At 69.7% G+C, this 20,233-nt stretch carries 11 protein-coding genes and 2 pseudogenes; 8 read left to right on the top strand and 5 right to left on the bottom strand.

What is annotated here, in order from left to right:
- The first annotated feature begins 675 nt into the window (after positions 1 to 675).
- From AB0L56_RS29200 to AB0L56_RS29235, 8 genes and pseudogenes are all read left to right on the top strand, one after another.
- Positions 676 to 3,090 carry a Helicase associated domain protein gene (locus AB0L56_RS29200; protein ID WP_365428499.1) on the top strand — a complete coding sequence of 805 codons (2,415 nt, stop codon included), beginning with the start codon at positions 676 to 678 and terminating at the stop codon, positions 3,088 to 3,090.
- A 405-nt stretch (positions 3,091 to 3,495) separates the two neighbouring features.
- The gene (locus AB0L56_RS29205) at positions 3,496 to 4,086 is read left to right on the top strand and encodes a hypothetical protein (protein WP_365428502.1); all 591 of its coding nucleotides are present in this window, start codon (positions 3,496 to 3,498) and stop codon (positions 4,084 to 4,086) included.
- 1,069 nt (positions 4,087 to 5,155) lie between these two features.
- On the top strand, positions 5,156 to 6,685 hold the full coding sequence (locus tag AB0L56_RS29210; protein WP_365428577.1) for a helicase-related protein: 1,530 nt from the start codon (positions 5,156 to 5,158) through the stop codon (positions 6,683 to 6,685).
- A complete protein-coding gene (locus tag AB0L56_RS29215) occupies positions 6,682 to 9,084 on the top strand; it encodes a DNA methyltransferase (RefSeq protein ID WP_365428505.1) in 2,403 nt (800 codons plus the stop codon). Before AB0L56_RS29210 ends, AB0L56_RS29215 begins: the two co-directional genes overlap by 4 nt.
- Complete coding sequence (locus AB0L56_RS29220) at positions 9,054 to 10,685, top strand: hypothetical protein (protein ID WP_365428508.1); 1,632 nt, start codon at positions 9,054 to 9,056, stop codon at positions 10,683 to 10,685. The genes AB0L56_RS29215 and AB0L56_RS29220 overlap by 31 nt, the downstream gene beginning before the upstream one ends.
- Positions 10,682 to 12,142 (top strand): helicase-related protein, encoded by a 1,461-nt coding sequence (locus AB0L56_RS29225; RefSeq protein ID WP_365428511.1) that lies wholly within the window; start codon positions 10,682 to 10,684, stop codon positions 12,140 to 12,142. The genes AB0L56_RS29220 and AB0L56_RS29225 overlap by 4 nt, the downstream gene beginning before the upstream one ends.
- Positions 12,139 to 14,016, top strand: a pseudogene (locus AB0L56_RS29230) (DUF1998 domain-containing protein); the annotation flags it as partial. The gene AB0L56_RS29225 and the pseudogene AB0L56_RS29230, both read left to right, overlap by 4 nt.
- 29 nt (positions 14,017 to 14,045) lie before the next feature.
- Positions 14,046 to 14,368, top strand: a pseudogene (locus AB0L56_RS29235) (transposase); the annotation flags it as partial.
- Positions 14,369 to 14,718: 350 nt separating this feature from the next.
- On the opposite strand, the gene AB0L56_RS29240 reads toward AB0L56_RS29235, so the two are convergent.
- Genes AB0L56_RS29240 through AB0L56_RS29260 form a run of 5 tightly spaced genes read right to left on the bottom strand, consistent with a single transcriptional unit; the run spans position 14,719 to position 20,220 of the window.
- Complete coding sequence (locus AB0L56_RS29240) at positions 14,719 to 16,386, bottom strand: MFS transporter (RefSeq protein ID WP_365428514.1); 1,668 nt, start codon at positions 16,384 to 16,386, stop codon at positions 14,719 to 14,721.
- Between the two features lie 11 nt (positions 16,387 to 16,397).
- On the bottom strand, positions 16,398 to 17,384 hold the full coding sequence (gene moaA / locus AB0L56_RS29245) for a GTP 3',8-cyclase MoaA (RefSeq protein WP_365428580.1): 987 nt from the start codon (positions 17,382 to 17,384) through the stop codon (positions 16,398 to 16,400).
- 58 nt (positions 17,385 to 17,442) lie between these two features.
- The gene (locus AB0L56_RS29250; protein WP_365428517.1) at positions 17,443 to 18,630 is read right to left on the bottom strand and encodes a VWA domain-containing protein; all 1,188 of its coding nucleotides are present in this window, start codon (positions 18,628 to 18,630) and stop codon (positions 17,443 to 17,445) included.
- A gap of 26 nt (positions 18,631 to 18,656) precedes the next feature.
- Positions 18,657 to 19,553, bottom strand: a complete 897-nt coding sequence (locus tag AB0L56_RS29255) for a MoxR family ATPase (RefSeq protein ID WP_365428520.1) — start codon at positions 19,551 to 19,553, stop codon at positions 18,657 to 18,659.
- Positions 19,543 to 20,220, bottom strand: coding sequence for an SRPBCC family protein (locus AB0L56_RS29260; RefSeq protein WP_365428523.1), 678 nt, complete (start codon positions 20,218 to 20,220; stop codon positions 19,543 to 19,545). Before AB0L56_RS29260 ends, AB0L56_RS29255 begins: the two co-directional genes overlap by 11 nt.
- Positions 20,221 to 20,233 lie beyond the last annotated feature (13 nt).

Consider the following 20,233-nt stretch of genomic DNA (forward strand, 5'->3'; position numbering starts at 1 on the left):
CTCCTCAGCGAGCCCCCCGCCTATTGTGCTGCCGAGTTCGGGCCGCGCGGAGCGGGTCCCATCGCGCTGCGCGCGATGAAAACGAAACACCCGCGCTGCGCGCGGGTGTTCGCTCACGCTCCGCGTGAGCGCCGGCGGCGCGCTGCGCTTACCGCCCAACCCTCGGGCTTCGCCCGAGGGTTTGATGCTCCTTCCGCTGCGCTCCAGGAGCTGGTCCGGGCTGAGCCCGGACCGTGCAGTCTCCGCTGCGCTCCGACTCGCAGGCCTCGCGCTGCGCGCAAGGCACGGGCCACGCTCCGCGCGGCCCGAAGTCGGCAGCAAAATAGGCGGGGGGCTCGCTGAGGAGTGGATATGAACTTCCAGTCGCACGAGACCTCTATGCCCTGTCAGAAGGGCAGTCTGATGGACTTTCAGGATGGTCCCGACTGCTGGGGTTGCTCAGTGGGTTCCGGCGGAAGGTGTAGGCGAGCATTGTCCCACTTCCGGCGGCCGCGTCGAGAAGGACAGTCAAGCCCGTGGAGAGCATGTGTTTGGGCGGGACAGTTGTGGGTGTGTCTTTCGGGGGGCGGCTCTGCAGTCACCCGGAAGAGTGGTTGCATCAAAACGGTCCGGGATAGATTCTGTAATTAGGGGCTACTGCCCCCGTTGGTCGGGCAGGGAAGGCAGGAAGATCTCGTGTCGGGTCGGCATCGGCTTCGCCCCCATCAGATCGAGGCTGTGGATGCGGTAGTGCGGGCGCTGGCGCGGCCGACGGGTGAGATGTGGCCTGAGGGCGGGTTGCGGGCCCAGGTCGTTGCGGCCACAGGGGCGGGCAAAAGCCTGGTTGGAGTGTATGCGGCGCTGGAGTTGCGTGCGGGGCGGGTGTTGGTGCTGGTTCCCACGCTCGATCTGCTGGGGCAGATGGTGGGAGTGTGGCGGGCAGCGGGGCGTGCGGGGCCGCTGTTCGGGGTGTGCTCGCCGCGTGAGGGCGGGGCGCTGGGAGTGCGGTGCACAACGGACGCGGACCAGTTGGTGGTGTGGGCGCGTCGTGAGCGGGTGACGGTGTTCGCTACGTATGCGGCTTTGGGGTTGGGGGTGTTGGAGCGGGCTCATGCTGGTGGCCTGGGGCGGTGGGATCTGGTGGTGGTGGATGAGGCGCACCGGACCTCGGGGGTGTTGGGGAAGCCGTGGGCGGCGGTGCATGACCAGGGGAAGGTGCCGGCGGCGCGGCGTTTGTACATGACGGCGACGCCGAGGCTGTGGGACGCCTCGTCTGAGGGTGGGATGGGGCGGCTGGTTGCCTCGATGAACGACGAGAGCGTGTTTGGGCCGGTGGTGTACCGGTTGACGCTGTCGGAGGCGATCGAGCGGGGGCTGGTCGCTCGGTATCAGGTGGTGTGCGTGGACATCGCTGATCCACAGGTGCAGGCGGTACAGCTGGTGGGCTCGGATGCGCGCAGTGATGCGGTGCGGGGGCTGCGGTTGGCCGCATTGCAGACGGCGGTTTTGAAGACGGCGGCCGAGCAGGGGCTGGGGCGGCTGTTGACCTTCCATTACCGCACGAGTGAGGCGGAGGCCTTCGCGAGCGGGCTGGGTGGGGTGGCGAAGGCGTTGTGGAAGAGCGGTGAGGGGGCGTACCCGGAACCGGGGGCGGTATGGGCGGAGTGGCTGTGCGGAGAGCACAAGATGGGGCACCGGCGGCGGGTGCTGGAGGAGTTCTCCTCGGGGCGTGCGGCGGATGGGCAGGCGTGGGAGCGGTGCGTGCTGTCGTCGGTGCGGGTGCTGGGCGAGGGGGTGGATACCCCGGGTTGTGACGCGGTGGTCTTCGCGGACGTGCGGGGCTCGGTGCCCGACGTGGTCCAGGCCGTGGGGCGTGCCTTGCGGATGCAGCCGGGTGAGGGCAAGATCGCTTCACTGGTGGTGCCTGTGTTCCTGGGGCCGGGCGAGGAGCCGGACGAGATGCTCGCCTCGAAGGCGTATGAGGATCTGGCGAAGCTGCTGAGCGCGCTGCGGGCGCATGACGCCGAGACGGTCGAGCAATTGGCCGTCCCGCAGGCTCCCAGCCGGTCGGTGTCGGCCTCAGCTGCCGCGGGTTCCAGCGGTGGGATCGGGACGGCGGCGCAGGGGCTGCTGTCGTTTTCGACGCGCCGGGATCCGGCTCAGTTGGCGGCTTTCATCAGCGCGCGGGTTCTGAAGCCGGAGGGCGAGTTCTGGCGGCGCGCCCTGCAAGCGGCGCTCGCCTTTCGCAGTGACCACGGGCATCTGCGCGTTCCCTACGGCCACGCGGCGCCCGACGGCTTCCCGCTGGGGGTGTGGATCTCCAATCAGCGGCGCCTGCACCGCCAGGGCGCACTCAGCCCGGAACGAGTCGCGCAGTTGGACGAGCTCGGCATGGTGTGGTCCCACTTCACCGTCGCCTTCGACGAGGGTCTGGCCGCGGCCCGCGGCTGGGCCGCCGAGCATGGCCATCTGCTAGCCCCTACCGAGGCCACCTGGGAGAACTATCCCGTCGGTGTCTGGCTGAAGAACCAGCGTGCTGCTGCCCGGCGGGCCGACAATCGCCCGGCGGCGGGGCAGGAGACGGACTCTGATGCCGGTGTACTGAGCAGGGAGCGGCGCCGGGCCCTGGAGAAGATCGATCCCGCCTGGTGTCCGGTATGGCCGGTGGCGTGGCAGCGGTGCTTCCACCTCGCCCGTACGCACCTGCACGCCGAGGGTGCGCTTCCGGACCGGGAGGGCGTGCTGATCCTGCAGGGCGAGGACATCGGACGCTGGGTGCGGGCCCAGCAACAGGAGTGGGAGATGCTGAGCACCGCGCAGCAGTGGCTGCTCGGCGAGGTGCTGGGCATCGAGCCCTTCCCTGAACAGCCTGCCGTCCCGGTGGCTGCACCGCGGCGCAGCCGGGCGCAGAAATGGGAGGCGAACCTGGCGGCGGCCCGCCAGTACCGCACCCGGGAGGGACATCTGAACGTGCCTCGATCGCACATCGAAACCGTTGACGGGGCCGAGCTGGCGCTCGGTGTCTTCATCGCCAACTCCCGTAGCCGCAAAGCCGGCCTTGCCCCCGAACGGCTCGAGGAACTGTCGACGCTGGGCATACGCTGGTCTTGATCAGCCGGTGCGCGAACCAGACCGACGGGGTGTGCCTGTGTTCGGTACAGGTTGTCGGCCCTGGTGCCCGGCACGTTTCTTGGTGCGGGCCTTGGCGAGCCAGGGGCCGCATGCAGTTCGCGCTGTGGCGGCGCCTGCCCTAGTGCCGCGGCAGGGGATCTCGCGTGGGCTGCGTACCAAGCCGAGGCTGTCGGCGTGGAGAGACCGACGAGGACCCTCTTCGAGGCGTACGGCCGGTTCCGCCAAGGCCGCCACTGAGCAGCGCCGGCACGAAGCTTGCCCCCTGCCGCAGGTCGTTGTAACTCCTCTACGATGCCTCCACAAGCGATCTAGCGGGTAATCGAATTGACGCGGCCTCAGGGATGTCGGGGGGCAAACCGCTTCAGGGTTTTGGGGGTTGCAGGGATGCCTGATGTCGTCGAGGCGGAGTCGACTGGTGCGCCCACGGCGCCGAATCTGCCGTCGGTCCCTGAGCCAGGACAGGTCGTCAATGTCCGGGGTTCTACCTGGGCGGTGACGGACGTGCGCCAGCAGGGGTTGCCGCGCAGCCCCGCCGATGAGGGCACCGCGCAGCTCACCCACGTGGTCAGCCTCCAGTCGCTGGAGGAGGACCGCCTGGGCGAGGAGCTGGCAGTGGTCTGGGAGCTGGAGGTCGGACACACCGTCGCCCCCGATCAGGGGTTGCCGGAGACCATCGGGGTGGACGGCTTCGACGATCCCAACACCTTGACGGCGTTTGTGGACGCGGTGCGCTGGGGTGCGGTCACTTCGGCCGACGCCGATTCCTATCAGGCGCCGTTCCGTAGCGGCGCCAACGTTGAGGCGTATCAGCTGGAGCCGCTGCGCCGCGCGCTGCAGTCTTCGCGTACCAACCTGCTCCTGGCCGATGACGTCGGCTTGGGCAAGACCATCGAGGCCGGCCTGGTCATTCAGGAGCTGCTGCTGCGGCACCGGGCCGCTCGGTCGTCATCGTCTGCCCGCCGAGCCTTGCCCTGAAGTGGCAGGACGAGATGCGGGAGAAGTTCGGCCTGGACTTCGTGATCGTCAACAGCGAGCTCATGGCGCAGGTACGGCGTAGTCACGGGCTGAACGCGAACCCCTTCCGGCTCTTCCCGCGGGTCATTGTGAGCATGTCGTGGTTGCCGACGGTGCGCGCGCAGCGTCTGCTGCGCGCGATCTACGCCGACGCTCGGGACACGGCCACGGCCCGGCGCTTCGCGTTCGACGTGCTCGTCGTCGACGAGGCCCACCACGTTGCGCCTGCCAGCCCCAGCGCGGCGGACGGGCACCGCGGATACGCCGTGGACAGCCAGCGTACGACCGCCGCCAGGGAGCTGGCCGAGCGGTGCGAGCACCGCCTGTTTCTGTCCGCCACCCCGCACAACGGCTATCCGGAGTCGTTCACCGCGTTGCTGGAGATGATCGACGGCCGCCGGTTCAGCCGCGGTGCTCTCCTCGACGAGCGGGCGCTACGTGAGGTGACGGTGCGTCGACTGAAGACGGAGCTGAAGGACAAGGGCTTCCAGACACGTCGGCTGAAGACGATCGACTTCACTCCGGACGGTGACGAGCAGCAGCAGTTCGTGGTCCTGGAGCGCCTCCTGGCCGAAAGCGCCCGCGCCAATGGCAAGAAGCGCTCAGGCGACATCGTGGCGATGCTGCTGAAGAAGCGCTTCCTGTCCAGCCCGTGGTCGTTCGCTCGCACGCTGGAGCTCTATGAGCAGGCCGCTGTCACCGGCAGGCTGCCGGATTTGGATGACGAGGACGAGTATTACCAGGAGGTTCTCGGCAGCCGGCAGTCCGATGAGGAGGAGGGCCAGGCGGACCAGCCGGAGTTCACCGCCCTGCGGCAGAGCAAGGGCTCTGATCCGTTGGTAGCCGCAACGGGCCAGGAGATTTCCGCCCTGCTCGCGTGGGGCCGCCGCTTCGAGCACCGGCCGGACTCCCGCCTCGAGGCTTTGATTCGCTTCCTGGACGCGATCTGCCGCCCGGACGGCAGACCTGGACCAACGAACGGGTGGTGGTGTTCACCGAGTACGCCGCCACCTTGGACTGGATTGCCGGCGTGCTCACCCAGCGCGGTTACGGCGAGGTGGTGGCCACCATCCAGGGGTCGACGCCGACCGAGGAGCGGGAGGAGATACGCGCCCGCTTCACCGAGGACCCGAGTAAGGAGCGCGTGCGCGTGCTCGTCGCCACCGACTCGGCCGGCGAGGGCATCGACCTACAGGCGTACTGCCACCGCCTGGTTAACTTCGACATCCCGTTCAACCCCTCCCGGCTGGAGCAGCGGATCGGGCGCATCGACCGCTACGGGCAGCACCACACGCCAGAGATCTACCACTTCCAGCCCGACTCGACCTCCGCGACCTACGCCGCGGACATGGACTTCATGCGCCGCATAGCGGAGAAGGTCGGCAACGTCGCCCACGACCTCGGCTCGGTCAACCAGATCATCGACGCCGAGCTACAGGAGCACTTCAGCCCGACCACGGCCACCCGCAAGACCAGGTCGACTGACCACGACAGCGGCGACGCGATCATTACCAGGGCACTGGCGGGCGGCATGGAACTCAACCGCCGGCTCACCGAGCTGTCCCGCACCTACGACCAGCGCAAGCTGGAGATGCACCTCACGCCCGGCAACGCGCGCCGGGTGGTGGATGCGGCCCTGGCGCTCACCGCCCAACCGCCGCTGACCGAGGTCGGCGACGACCGCACCGAGGCCAAGGTGTTCCAGATCCCTTCGCTCGGGTCGGCCTGGCAGCACGCCCTCGAGGGGCTCGACACCCGACTGAACCCGGGCGTCCTGCGGCCGATCACCTTTGACGACCAGGCCGCGCAGAACCGCACTGACCTGGTCCACGTCCACCTCGGCCACGCGCTGATGCAGCGGTCGGCCCGACTGCTGCGCAGCGCGCTGTTCGGCGTCGACTCCCCGGTGCACCGGGTCACCGCGGTCGTGGTCGAGGACCTGCCGCAGTCGTGCGTGGCCGCCGTCTCCCGGCTGGTCCTCGTCGGGCGCGGTGGCCTGCGGCTGCACGAGGAGGTCTTCCTCACCGGCCTCCGCCTGCGGGGCCAGGCCATGGCCGAGGCCAAGGTCGAAGAGGTGCTCGACCAGGCCCTCGACGCGGAACACCTGGACCTGGCTGACGACAGCGTGCGCGCCGCCCTCGCCCGCCTGTGGAACGCGGAGGACTCCCGGCTGCGGACCCGGCTACTCAACGCGGTGGCGCGCCGGGCCGAGTCCCACCAAGAGCGAGTCACCGAGGCCCTGCGCGAGCGCCGGGAATCCGACATCGCCCGGGCCCGGGAAATCTTCTCCGCCTTCCGGCTCAACCTGGAGGAGTCCCGCGAGCGGCTGGCGCGGGAGATCCAGGCCCAGGAAGAGCTGCTGTTCGCCGACGACCAGCAGGCGCAGCGCCGAGACCTGCGGGCGATGGAGGACCGGCTGACCAACCTCCAGGAGGAGGAGCAGCGCGAGATCACCGCGATCGGCGAGCGGTACGCCAACGTCAAACCGCACGTGTCCGCAGCGGCCGTGGTCTTCGCGCTGACCCCGGCCGACGCCGAAGCAGGGAAGGTGCAGTCATGAGGCGCAAGTCCGCCGGGCCGGCGTGTTCCGCCGCCGACCTCCACCGCGAGTGGCTGGAACTGGTGGACGCCGACGGGCCGTTCCTTTCCGTGCCCGCCCTCAAACGCGTCTGGCCGCAGGGGATGCCGCAGCTCGGCGCCGACCAGGTAGCCCTGCTCAAGGAAGCCAAGCCCGCGGTCGAGAAGGCGTGGGAGGACTGGGACCTGCACCGGGACGACTCGGCGGGGCTCGACCGCTACCGCGAGGCCCGCGACTCCTGGGTCGAGTTGGTCCTGCGGAACATCCTTGGCTGGGGAGACCACTACACCACCGACCTGACCGGGGCGCTGTTCGCGGAGGTGGCCGGCGGTGTCCGCTCGCCCAATCACGCCGTGACGGTCACGCCCACCGGGGCGCTCGCCCACGGTGAGACGATCGGCGTGCTGGTCCTGGTCGTCGACCCGGTCGACTCGCTGCGTGATCCGCTGGATGACGGCTGGGCTACCTGCCCGATCGACCGCATGGAAGAGCTGCTGCGCACTGGGAAGGTCCCGGTCGGCGTCGTCACCGATGGGCGCTGGTGGGCGATCGTCAGCGCCCGCAAGGAGACGATGGTCGCCTCCGGCGTCGTCGATGCCCAGACCTGGACTGAGGAACCGCAGACCCGCAACGCCTTCGTCGAATTGCTCCGGCTCCGGCGGCTGCTCGGCGGACGCCCTGAGGACCGGCTCACCGAGCTGTTCGGAGAATCGGTCGCCGCCGCCGAAGAGATCACCGAGGCGCTCGGCGTACAGGTGCGCCGGGCGGTCGAGCTGCTCGTGCAGGCCCTGTCCGAGGCCGCGCTGGACGCCGTCCGCCACGGCGAGCCCGACCCCCTGCCGGCAGACCGGTCGGAGGTCTACGAGGCCGCCGTGACGGTGATGATGCGGGTAGTCTTCCTGCTCTTCGCCGAGGAGCGTGGCCTACTCCCGCAGACCCGGCTATTCGCGATGGGCTACGGCATCAGCGACGAACTGGACGCCCTCGCTCGCCGGGAACGAGAGGAGGGCAGCGAGGCCCTCGACGGCACCCACCTCACCTGGCACCGGCTGCTGGCGACGTCTCAGGCGCTCTCGCATGGTGCGTCGTTCGAGGACCTGCGCCTGCCCTCGTACGGCGGCTCACTCTTCGACCCCGACCGCTTCCCGTTCCTCACTACCCGCAGCCCGCGCGGCACCCTGGCGATCACGGTGAGCAACCGGGTCATGCTGGAGGTGCTGCGCTCGGTGCAGATGGCCCAGCTGCGCGGCGAGCCGGCCCGGCGGATCTCCTTCCGCGACATCGACGTCGAGCAGATCGGCTACATCTACGAAGGCTTGCTCGGCTACCGAAGCGAAGAGGTCGACGAGGTCACCGTCGGCCTCATCGGCAAGCCCGGCGAAGAGCCCGAGATACCACTCGCCGAGCTGGAGGCCACGGCCGCCCGGTACCGCGACCCGGCCAAGCTGGCCGACGCCATTCTCGCCTGGGTCAAGGACGGCCAGCCCGCCGCCAAGCCACCGACCAAGGCCGCGCTGGCCAAGGCCATCCGCACCAGCGGCGAGGTCGAGGACGCCGAACGCGCCCTGCGCGCGATCACCACCGACGAGGCCCTGCGCGACCGGCTGCGGCCCCTCATCGGCATCATCCGGCGAGCCCTGCGCAACCGGCCCTTCGTCGTCGAGCCCGGCGGCGTGCTGCTCGTCGAGACCCCCTCCCGCGCCACGGCAGGCGCCCACTACACCCCGCGCAAGCTCGCGGAGGAGGTCGTCCAGCACGCGCTGGAGCCGCTGGTCTTCAACCCCGGGCCGCACCAGACCGCCGACCGGGACGCCTGGCGGCCCGTTTCCTCCGACGACATCCTCGATCTCAAGGTCGCCGACATCGCCTGCGGCTCCGGTGCATTCCTCGTGGCCGCCTCCCGGTACCTGGCAGCCCGGCTGGTCGAGGCATGGCGCCGCGAGGGCGTGGCAAGCGGGACCGCGCACGACCTGTACGTCCACGCGATAAGGACGACAGTCGCGACCTGCCTCTACGGCGCGGACATCAACGCCATGGCCGTGGAGATGTGCAAGCTCTCGCTATGGCTGGTCTCCCTCGACCCCAAGCTGCCCTTCTCCTTCGTTGACGACAAGGTTCTGCACGGCAACTCCCTGCTCGGCCTCACCGACGCCGAACAGCTCCGTGCGCTCCACATCACCCCAGCTAAGGCAGCAGCCACACCGCTCTTCGACCTCCGCGAGGGTACCGAGACGATCCGCCACCTCGACATCGATGGCGTACTCACCCGGGCAGCTAGGCTGCGCCGAAGCCTGGCGAGCGAGGTCAACGACGACGACCCGCAGCGCTCGGCCGCCACCAAGCGACGGCAGTGGCGCGAGTACCAGCGCGGGGCTGCCTGATTGTCGAGGTGGCGCTGTGCAACGATCGGGAGACGCCGCGCAAGATCCCGGTCGAGGCTTGGCTGTACCAGACCAAGCTGACCGTGGACGCCGGTGGCGCCGAGGTGTTCCTTCCCGTCGCCGACCCGCTGGAGGACACCCGCTACGAGCGGGACAACGAGCTGCGGCGGCTGAATCTGCAGTACCGCGACCGGCTGGAGTTCGCCGTCGGGCGTACGTGCTCGGTGGACTGGCAGGTGGCAGCGGGAGCGCGGCGGGCCAGCGAGGTGTGGACGACGTGGCTGCCGTCCTGTCAGACGCCGCAGATCACGGCGGAGGAGATCGGCGATGCGCTGCTGGACATGACCGCGCTCGCCACGGCGAGCCGGGAGGAGCTGCGGGCCGGCCTGGAGCCGATCGTCCGCGGGTACACGGCCTGGCTCGATGGCGAGGAGCAGCACGCCGAGGCTCTGCTGGAGCAACTGCGGCAGGAGGGGCTGGACGCGGTCAGTGAGGCGCGCAAGGTGCAGCGCCAGCTCGCCGAGGGCTTGGAGCATCTGCTCGGCGACGAGGAGGCGCTGCGTTGCTTCCGGTTCATGAACAAGGTGATGGCGGACCAGCGCGTCCACACACAGGTGGCCGAGTATCGGGCCAAGCACCCGCAGGTGAGCGTCAAGCAGGCTCGTGCCGTCGTGCTCGCCGAGAAGGGTGCGAAGGCGCATTCGTGGCGTACCTTCCAGTTGGCCTTCATCCTGATGCAGTTGCCGCTGCTGACTGATCCGGCGGCGGAGAAGCGCTCCGGTGACTTGGCGAAGGCGCAGCTGCTGTTCTTCCCGACCGGCGGTGGCAAGACCGAGGCGTATCTGGGTCTTGCCGCGTACACGTTTGCGATTCGGCGGCGGCAGGGCGTCGTGGCGACCCCGGACGGCGTGCTGGACGGGGGCGCGGGTGTGGCCGTGCTGATGCGCTACACGTTGCGGCTGCTCACGGCGCAGCAGTTCCAGCGGGCGACGGCGCTGGTGTGCGCGGCCGAGCTGGCGCGCAGCGCGGATGAGGAGATGTGGGGCAAGGAGCCGTTTCGGATCGGGCTGTGGGTGGGCACGGATGTGAGCCCGAAGCGGTTCGAGGAGGCGGCGGGGCAGCTGGAGAAGGCCAACAACCGGTCTGGCTACCGGTTGACGGTGCTCCAGATCCAGCGATGTCCCTGGTGCGGCAGCAAGATTACCGCCCGGGAGGTCAAGGCCGTTAGGGCGACCCGTCGGGTGCACGTGTACTGCGGGGACGAACTCGCAGGCTGCCCGTTCGCGGAGGGCGGCGAGGCGGTCGAGGGGCTGCCGGTGCTGACGGTGGATGAGGAGATCTACCGTCTTGCTCCGGCGTTCGTCATCGCCACCGTCGACAAGTTCGCCCGGCTCGCGCGAGAGGGCGAGACTGCCTCCCTGTTCGGCTACGTGTCCCGGTACTGCGGGCGGCATGGTTACGTGCACCTGGACTCCCGGTACTGCGAGCTGACCGACAACGGCAAGCACCCGGCCATCAAGAACGACCGACCTGCGGAGGGGCTCCGCCCGGTGGGACGGCTGCGTCCGCCGGACCTGATCACCAGGACGAGCTGCACTTGATCACCGGCGCGCTCGGTACGACGGTGGGCCTATTCGAAGTGGCGATCGACGTCATGACGGCCTGGCGCGACGCGCAGGGCCGGGCGGTCCGGCCGCTGCTGGTGGCCTCGACCGCGACCGCCCGCAACGCGGCCGACCAGGTACGCGCCCTCTACGGGCGTGATGTGACGATCTTCCCGCCGCAGGTGCTCGACGCCGGGAAGACGTTCTTCTCCAAGGAGGAACCCGTCTCGGAGGCCTTTCCCGGTCGCCGCTATGTGGGCGTCAGCACGACCGGGGTCCGGTTGACCACCGCGGAGATCCGGGCCGCCGAGGTCCTCATGGCCGGCGCGCAGTTGCTGCTCGACCGGTCCGGCACGGCCGCCGACCCCTACATGACCCTGGTCGGCTACTTCAGCGCCACCCGCGAACTGGCCGGCATGGCCCGCTACATGGGCGACGACATCCAGACCGCGCTCGCCAAGCGGCGGCCGTGGTCGAAGTTGCCCCGCCGCACCGGCACCGAGTACGGGGCGCTGAACACCGCGGAGCTCACCTCCCGCGTGGCAAGCGCCGACATCACCACCACGCTGGACCAGATGGCGGTGCCTTTCGACCCCGCCTTCGACTCCGCCTCCGGAAAGCGGGAGCGGCACGCGCTGCGCGAGGCAGGAAAACGGACTCCCACCCGCGAGGTGAACCCCTACGACGTGATCCTGGCCACGTCGATGCTGCAGGTGGGCGTGGACGTCACCCGGCTCGGGCTGATGCTCGTGGTCGGGCAGCCGAAGAACACGGCGGAGTACATCCAGGCGTCTTCCCGCGTGGGACGTGTCGCGGACAAGCCCGGGCTGGTCGTCACGCTGGGCAACTGGGCCCGGCCGCGCGACCTGGCGCACTTCGAGCAGTTCCGGCACTACCACGAGACCTTCTACGCCCGGGTGGAGGCACTATCGATCACCCCGTTCTCGGTGACGTCCTTGGAGCGCGGGCTGGACGGCGTACTGGCCAGCGCCGCCCGGGTGCTCGACGCCGTCCGCCCTGACGGATTGTCGCCCGAAAAAGGCGCGGGCCGGATCGCAGCCGAGCGTGACTTCGCGGAGGCGCTGATCGACAAGCTCGTGGCGCGGGTGCAGCGCGCGTCGGATGAGGACGCGGCCGACCGGGCGCGTCAACGCCTGCGCAACCGGCTCGACCAGTGGGAGAAGCGGCGCACGTACCTGGCGGGCCTTCACAAGAGCCTGGTCTACGAGCGGATGTTGGACGAGGCCCATTTCGGCCCGCTCATGATCAGCGCCGAGAACGCCCGTTCCGTGGCGGACAGCAAGGATGCGCCGCCGTTCGTCGTGGCCAACTCGATGCGCGAGGTGCAGCCGGAGATCAACCTCCTGGTCAGCCCGATCAAGGAGAACCTGATCTTTATAGAGCCGCCCGGTGCCCCGGCCTGGGACTTCACTCCGCCCAAGGAGGACGCGTGACCGCCGAACTCACCGAGACGCGGTTCCTCTACGACGCGTCCAACGCTGTCGATCCGCTGGGCGACGCTGAACGGGAGTCCGACGAGGGCCGCAAGCACAACCGGGCCAAGGTCGGCTCGGGCCGACCCTCCTCCCTGCTGTACACCTACGGTCCGGGCGCCATCATGGACCTGCCACAGTTCACGATCATGCCCTCCGGCCTCGACGACTGGGACCGGATCTGGCGCCGGCGCGACGGCATCCCCCAGATCCGCGCCCCGCGGCTGCGTCAGGCCGTGGCCATGCTGCTGCGCTCCCGGGACATCCAGCTTCGGCCCTATCCGTGGCAGGCGAAGAAGATGAGTCTGTCCACCGAGGGAAACGACCTGGGCGTGCCAGCGCGTGTCTTTCCCCAGTGGCTGCGCTGCACCGGCTGCGACATGCTCGGCGCCCTGGCCCAGTTCGACTACCGCAACACCCACCCCTACCGCACCGACCTGGCCTGCTTCGAGCACGCCCGGTGCACCGGGCGTGCTGGTGACCGCACCCGCAGGCCGACCCGCCGCACGGCGGTGCCCGCCCGCTACCTGCTGGCCTGCGTAGACGGCCACCTCGACGAGTTCCCCTACGACCGGTGGGGCCATCAGGGCCAGCGGTGCGACAAGGCGGAGTTCCCAGCGCTGAAGATGGTCGACCGCACGGCGGGCAAGGGCGCGTCGGCCGTGATCCGCTGCGAGTCCTGCGGCGCGCGGAGGCCGATGAACGAGGCCCAGGGCGAGGCCGGGCGGTCAAAGCTGCCGCGCTGCCGTGGGCGCCACCCGCACCTGGACGCGTTCGAGCCGGGCGGATGCGGCAAGGAGACCCGGCTGATGCTCGTCGGCGCCTCCAACCTGTGGTTCCCGGCCACGCACTCGATCATCGTTATGCCGGAGTCCTCCGAGGAACGCAAGAGCGACCTCGCCGACCAGATCCGCACCGCCCTGGGCGAGAAGCTGGCGAAATACCGCGACGACCTCGACACCCTGCGAGACGTGCTGGACGGCAAGGTCAACGTCACCGGCCTGTCGGATGCGGAGCTGGCCGAGGCCGTGGCGGCAGCCGGCGCGCCACCGGTCTCCGAGGCGGAACAGGAAGAGCGCATCCGCACGTGGGACCCCGTCGACCTACTCGTCCCCGAATGGCTCTACCTACAAAAGGACGTGCTCGGACCCGGGGTCGAGGACCCCGCAAGCGGTCTCACCCTTTCGAAACGGGAGCGCGACCCCGACCTGCCGCCGCAGATCACCCGCGTGCTCGCGGTCGAGAGGCTGCGCAAGGTCAACGCGCTGATCGGCTTCACCCGGATCGACGCCATGGACCGCGTAGGGGACCTGCCGCGCCGACTCGCCCCGCTGACCCGCACTGCCCGCCCGCCCTGGACCGTCGCCACCGAGGACCGCGGGGAGGGCATCTTCCTGCAACTCGACGACCAGGCAGTCGCGGCGTGGGAGGAGCAGGTCTCCACCACCGACATTTGGCAGGCGCACCGTGACGCCCACCGACGCAACTTCTACCGCCGCTTCTCCGAGACCGCCGACCAGGTCGACCCGGACACCCGACTGAGGCCGCCGCGCTACTGGCTCGTCCACACCCTCGCCCACGCCCTGATCCGCGAACTGGCCATGACCTGCGGCTACTCTGCAGCCAGCCTGAGCGAGCGCCTGTACGCCTGGCCGCAATCCGAGGAACGAGCGGCCGCCGCCGGCCTGCTGATCTGCACCACCGCCTCCGACAGCGACGGCACGCTCGGCGGACTGGTGCAGCTGAGCGAGCCGGCGCGTCTGCAAGGGGTCGTTTCCCGAGCCCTTTACCGCGCGGCTCGGTGTTCCTCGGACCCGATCTGTGCGACCCGCACGCCGCAGGACCCGGTGAGTTCACCGACGCCTGGGGCGGGAAGTATCCGGCGATCGTCCGGCTCTGGGAGGCGGCCTGGGCCAAGTTCGTGCCCTTCCTCCGGTTCGACGTGGAGATCCGCAAGATCGTCTGCACCACCAACGCGATCGAAAGCATCAACGCGCGGATCCGCAAGGCCGTCCGGGCCCGGGGGCACTTCCCCACCGAGCAGGCCGCCCCAAATGCGTCTACCTGGCCGTCATGAGCCTGGACCCGACCGGCACCGGACGCAAACGCCGGACCATGCGCTGGAAGGCCGCACTCCACGCCTTCGACATCACCTCCGACGGCCGGCTCACCGCCGGACGCCGCTGAACAAAACCGACCGAGTTCCACCGTTCACTACACAGACCCGGCTCTGTCGGCGGTTTGTCGCCGCCTGTCGCTCGCGAAACGCCGACGCCGGGCCGCGGCTCCGCCCGACAGGGCAGCGGTCGGTGCGGAGCCGGCCGCGGTGGGTGCGGCTGGCGCCGTCCGGCGCCGACCGTGGTCCCAACTCGCCCAGACGTCGCTACTTGCTCGTCCTGGCGATCATCGCCACATCGACCGCTTCCGCTCGAGTGCTCCTCTCAGGCCGGAGAGTACTCGCCCGACGCCCAGTGCCCAACGCGCTCCCTAATTCCGGCGGCCCAGGCATCACCATGGTGCCGCGCGACGATCAGGCTTCACGGTCCTGTTCCGATCCACTCGACGCCATCGGGGGAGATCTCCTTCTTCCAGATCGGGACTTCTTCCTTGAGCAGCTCGATACACGCGCGGGCGGCCTCGAACGCTTCGGCTCGATGGGGAGCCGCCGCGGCGAGGACGACGGCCGAGTCTCCGATCTCGAGCCGGCCGGTTCGATGCGCGACAGCGACGCGGACATCAGGTGCGGTGGCCTCGCAGCGGCGGATGATGTCGGTCAGCACCTTCATGGCCAGACTCGGAAACGCCTCGTACTCCAGACGCGTCACCGACTTGCCGTTGTTGTGGTCCCGCACAGTGCCGATGAAGACCACGGTGCCGCCTTGGCCCGGCCCGGTAACCGCGTTCACCACCTCGTCCACGCTCAGGGGATGGTCGGTCAGGCGGCAATAGCAATCGGTATCTGAAGGTACGTCACCTGACTGCACGTCGGACACAGCCCTTGCGCTGACTACAACAAGCCCGGCAGCCACCGTCGCCGCCGCCATCACCACGGCGAAGGCGGTGAGAGCGAGCGGCTGAGAGACGAGCTGGGTCGCCGCACCGAGTCCGACGACGGGCAGAGTGATTCCGAGGTAAGCGGCCAGGAACAGCCCGGACAACGCGTCTGCCCGGTTCTGCGAGGAGGCACTGTCAGCCACGGCCTTGACCGCCGCGGCGAAGGCGAGTCCCGCGCCGGCACCACCGACGACCGCGCCGGCCAGGAACATGGCCAGAACGCCGGACCATACCGCGACGACCACCATGCCCAGCCCGACCAGCAAGGCAGCGAATGCCGGCCCGACTGTGCGGCGTGCGGTCGTGTCCCGCTCACGCACCAGGGCCTGCGCGACAGCGGCAGATCCCAGCGCGGTCGTGGCGGCGAGCCCGCCGACGGTGTGCGACGGCTCGTGCAGGATGTCGAGGACGAACGACGGCCCCAACGCGGCGAACAGTCCGAACAGGGCGAAGCTGACGAACGCAGAGGCGGCTACGGCGAGGAACCGGCGGCGCTGTGCGGCGGGCACGTCGATGCGCCGCACGCGGTACGGCGGGCGCGACTCGGGAACGTCGACGGTCTCGGGAACCAGGCTCATCAGCCCGGCCATGACCAGCAGCAGGACCAGATAGATCCAGTAGGGCAGTTGCAGCGGACGGGGCGCGAGATCCGCGAGCGCACCGGCGACAACCGGGCCCAGGCCGAGACCGCCCAGATTTGCCGCGGTCGCGACCACCTCCGCCCGCCGCATGCTTCCCCCGGGATGGGCGGCGCGGTGCAACTCGGCCAGGTGGGCCGTGGCCGTCGTGGTGATCAGTCCGACCGAGACGCCCGTGAGCACCCGCGCGACGAACAGTCCGAGCAGTGACGACCAGAAGAGGAAGCACAAGTCGGCGACGACAGCGACGTACACCGCGGGCAGCAGCACCCGCCGCCGGCCGAGCACGTCGGAGAAGTGGCCCAGCAGAAACAGGCTGAGCAGTACGCCCACCGCGTAGGCTGCGAACACCACAGTCACCGTCGTCGCTGAGAAGTGGTCACGGGCCTGATAGAGCACGTACAGCGGCGTGGGCACCGTGCCGAACGACATCACGGTCGCAAAGCCACATGCCACGAACCAGAAGCCGGCGCTGTACGCGCGCCGTCCGGCGCGTTCGGCGATGGAGTGCACCCGTGTCCCCCTCATCCACCGATGGCGCTCATCGAGCGCCCCGGCTGCGTGAACCCCGCATCGTTGATCCCGTGGCCGGCCGCCTTGGCCCACGCCGAGCCCCGCCATAGGTCGGCCAGGGTCTCCTCGTCCGCTCCGGCTCGTAGCGGGCCGCGGAGATCGGTCTCGGTCCGGCTGAACAGACAGTTGCGCACCTGGCCGTCGGCGGTCAGCCGGGTACGGTCGCACGCGTCGCAGAACGGCCTGGTCGTCGACGCGATCACACCCACCGTCGCCGGGCCACCGTTCACCAGCCAGCGCTCGGCGGGTGCCGCCCCCCGCTGGTCGGCAGTGGGGGCCAGGGTGAAGGCGGCACTGAGTGAATCAAGGATTTCCGCGGCGGTGACCATCTGTGCTCTGTCCCAGCTGTGTTGTGCGTCGAGCGGCATCTGCTCGATGAAGCGCAGCTGGTAACCGTGTTCGAGGCAGAAACGCAGCAGAGGTACCGCCTCGTCGTCGTTCACGCCCCGCAGCAGCACCGCGTTGATCTTCACCGGCTCCAGGCCGTGGGCCTTGGCGGCGGCCAGTCCGGCCAGGACGTCGTTGAATCGGTCCCGCCGGGTGATCATGCGGTACCGGTCGGCGCGCACGGTGTCGAGCGAGATGTTGACCCGGTCCAGACCGGCGGTTGCCAGCGCGTCGATACGCCGGGCCAGCCCGACGCCGTTGGAAGTGAGCGAGATCCGGGGCCGCGGCGACAAGGCGGCGGTGGCCGCGACGATCTTTTCCAGCCCCCGTCGCAGCAGCGGCTCGCCACCGGTGAACCGGACCTCGGTGACGCCGAGCCGGTGCACCGCGACCTTGATGAGGGCGATGGCCTCGTCGTCGTCCAGCAGGTCGGGCCCGGGCATCCAGTCCAGGCCTTCCGCCGGCATGCAGTAGGTGCAGCGCAGGTTGCAGCGGTCGGTGAGCGAGACCCGCAGGTCCGTGGCCGAGCGGCCGAAGCGGTCGACCAGCAGCGGGGTGTCCGGGCGGCCCGTGAGGTCGGGGGCTCGCCTGGTACGGGGCAGGCCGAGGTCAATCGGTTGTGGCGTGGGCTGGGGCATGGGACACGGCTTTCCGTCGCGGCATGTGCCGCGTGGCGATCGCCCGGCACATGTTCTCGAGGCTTGCAAGGTTGTGACCGGGCAGGAAGGTGTCGATATGAGGCAGTGCGGCGGCCATACCCCGGGCGAGCGGCCGGTACCGCGGATCGCCCTTCAGGGGGTTGAGCCACACGACGTGGTGAGCCCGGCGCGACAGGTTGCGCATCGCCTCGCCCAGCGTCGCTGGATCGTCCCGGTCCAGGCCGTCGGAACACACCACGATCAGCGCGCCACGCACCGCGGAGTGCCCGCCGTAGCGCTCGACGAGCTCACGCATCGAGGTGCCGAGCAGAGTGCCGCCGTCCCAGTCGTGGACGACATCACCGATGTGGCGCAAAGCGGCGTCCACCGACACCTTGCGCAGAGCGTCGGTGACACGGGTCAGATGCACCCCGCAGGTGAACACCTCTACGCGGTGTCCCGCGTGCATCAGCGCATGGCCGAAGCGCAGCAGCGCCTTGGCGTAGGGCGCCATGGACCCGGACACGTCGATCACCAGGGTCAGCGGACGCTCCCGGAAGCGCTGCCGGCGGCGGGGCAGCCGCATCGGCTCGCCATCGGTCCGCAGCGATCCGCGCAGCAGACCCCGGACGTGGAGATACCGGCCCACAGTCGCCGGCTGCTGCCGCCTGCTGCGTCGCCGGGGGAGGTCCGGGCGCAGCCGGCGGATCAGCGCGGCGGCCCGGCGCCGTTCCTCCGGGGTCATCGCGCCGAAGGACTTCTCCTTCAGCAGCTGCACCTCGCTGGGGACCAGCCGGGCATTGTCGGCCTGCTCGTCGTCGGCGTCGGCGGCCCGGGGGGTCGGCGTGCCGGGCGCGGCGTCCTCCCGCTCGTGGATGCTCGTCGGCACAGCTTTGGGCGTGGGCGGCCCCTCCTGCGCATCGGTGGGCGAGCCCCCGAAGAAGTCGGCGAACGCGCGGTCGTACACCGGGTAGTGGTGCCGGTGGCTGACCAGCACCGCGCGACCGGCCCAGTACATCTGCCGTATGCCGGGTGGGCCTGCGGAGTCCGCGCCCATCAGGTGCAGCGCCGTGTAGAACGCCACGGTCTGCTCGGGTCCGGGCTGCAGGCCCCGGTCCCTGAGCAGTGCGACGAACTCCACGCATGCGCGGCCGGTCACTTCGGTGGGGGACGCTGAGGGCGCGATCATGGTGCCGTCGGCAGGACGTCGGCGATCCGGCCCCGCACCACCTGCTGGTCGTCCACGTCCTTCACCAGGGCGCTCAGGGTTGCCGCGGCCGTCTCCGGCGAGAGCGTGGAAACACCCAGCATGTGCAGGGCGTTGGCCCAGTCGATGCTCTCTCCCACTCCTGGCGGATTGCCGAGGCCGAGCCCGCGGACCCGCCGTACGGCTGCGGCGACCTCCCTGGCGAGCGGCTCCGGGACCTCCGGTGCGCGCAGCCTGAGGATCTGGAATTCGCGTTCGGTGTCCGGGTGCTCCACCCAGTAGTAGAGGCAGCGCCGACGCACCGCGTTGTGCAGATCCCTGGTGCGGTTGGAGGTGAGGACGACCAGTGGGCGCGAGGCCGCCTCGATCCGGCCCACCTCGGGGATGGTGACCGCGAAGTCGGACAGCAGTTCCAGGAGGAATGCTTCGAACTCATCGTCCGCACGATCGAGTTCATCGATCAGCAGCACGGCGCGGTCGCCCTTTTCCAAGGCGTCCAGGAGCGGGCGGGTGAGCAGATAGTCCCGGGTGAAGACGTTCTCCGCCCCGCCGTCGCCGGCGCCTCGCACGGCGAGCAGCTGGCGTCCGTAGTGCCAGTCGTAGAGGGCCTGGCTGGTGTCGATGCCCTCGTAGCACTGCAGGCGGATCAGCTCGCGGCCCAGCAGCCCGGACAGCGCCTTGGCGATCTCGGTCTTGCCGACACCGTTCTCGCCCTCGAGCAGGAGCGGGCGCTCCAGGCCGAGGGCCAGGTATGCGGCCGTGGCGAGTCCGTCGTCGGCGAGGTAACGGAACTGCCCGAGCCGCTCCTTGACCTCGGCGACCGAGGAGATGCTGTTGCGGCCGCCGGACGTCGCCGGCTGGACATCAGTTGCCACGCCGTGCTCCTTCGGATCCGCGCAGCTTTCCGAACTGCCGCAGAAGGGCGCGTACGAGCAGGCCGATCAGCAGCCGGAACCCGGCGACTGCCTCGGCTTCCTGGGGGGCGGGCCGGGCCGGCGCCTGCGCCGGGGCGGGAGCTCCCTCCACGGGGGCCGACGCACCCCACTCCCCGCTCGGCTCCTGCCGCGGTTCCGCGACCAGGGCCGGCTGCGACTGCTGCAGGCGGGTCTGCAGCGAGCGGGCGAACTTCTTGGTCATCTGCTCGGAGACGTCCTGCATCATGCCGCGTCCGAACTGGGCTATCTGACCGCTCACCTTGAGGTCCGTGAACACCGACACCGACGTGGTGTCAGGCTGCGGGCCGGGCTCGACCACCACATGGATGTCGGCCGACGCGTTGCCGCGGCCGCGCTGGTCCTTGCCCGCACCGCGCAACATCATCCGGCGCCCGGCGTCGTCGCGCTCGACCATCTCGACGGTGCCCTCGAAAGCCATCGCCACCGGACCGAACTTGATCTTCAGCCGACCGCGCCAGGTCTTGTCGTCGATGGTCTCGACGAGCTCCGCCCCCGGCATGCAGGGGACGATGTTCTCGACGTCGAGGAAGAAGTCCCAGGCCTTCTCGACCGGGGAGGACACCACGAATGAGTTCTGGAGTTGCACGGTGTGTTCCTAT

This window comes from Streptomyces sp. NPDC052079 (assembly GCF_040680275.1).
Lineage (GTDB): Bacteria > Actinomycetota > Actinomycetes > Streptomycetales > Streptomycetaceae > Streptomyces.

Bases quoted from the DNA above. Each gene is read 5' to 3' on its own strand.
- AB0L56_RS29205 (WP_365428502.1), top strand. From the start codon at position 3,496: ATGCCTGATGTCGTCGAGGCGGAGTCGACTGGTGCGCCCACGGCGCCG.
- AB0L56_RS29215 (WP_365428505.1), top strand. From the start codon at position 6,682: ATGAGGCGCAAGTCCGCCGGGCCGGCGTGTTCCGCCGCCGACCTCCAC.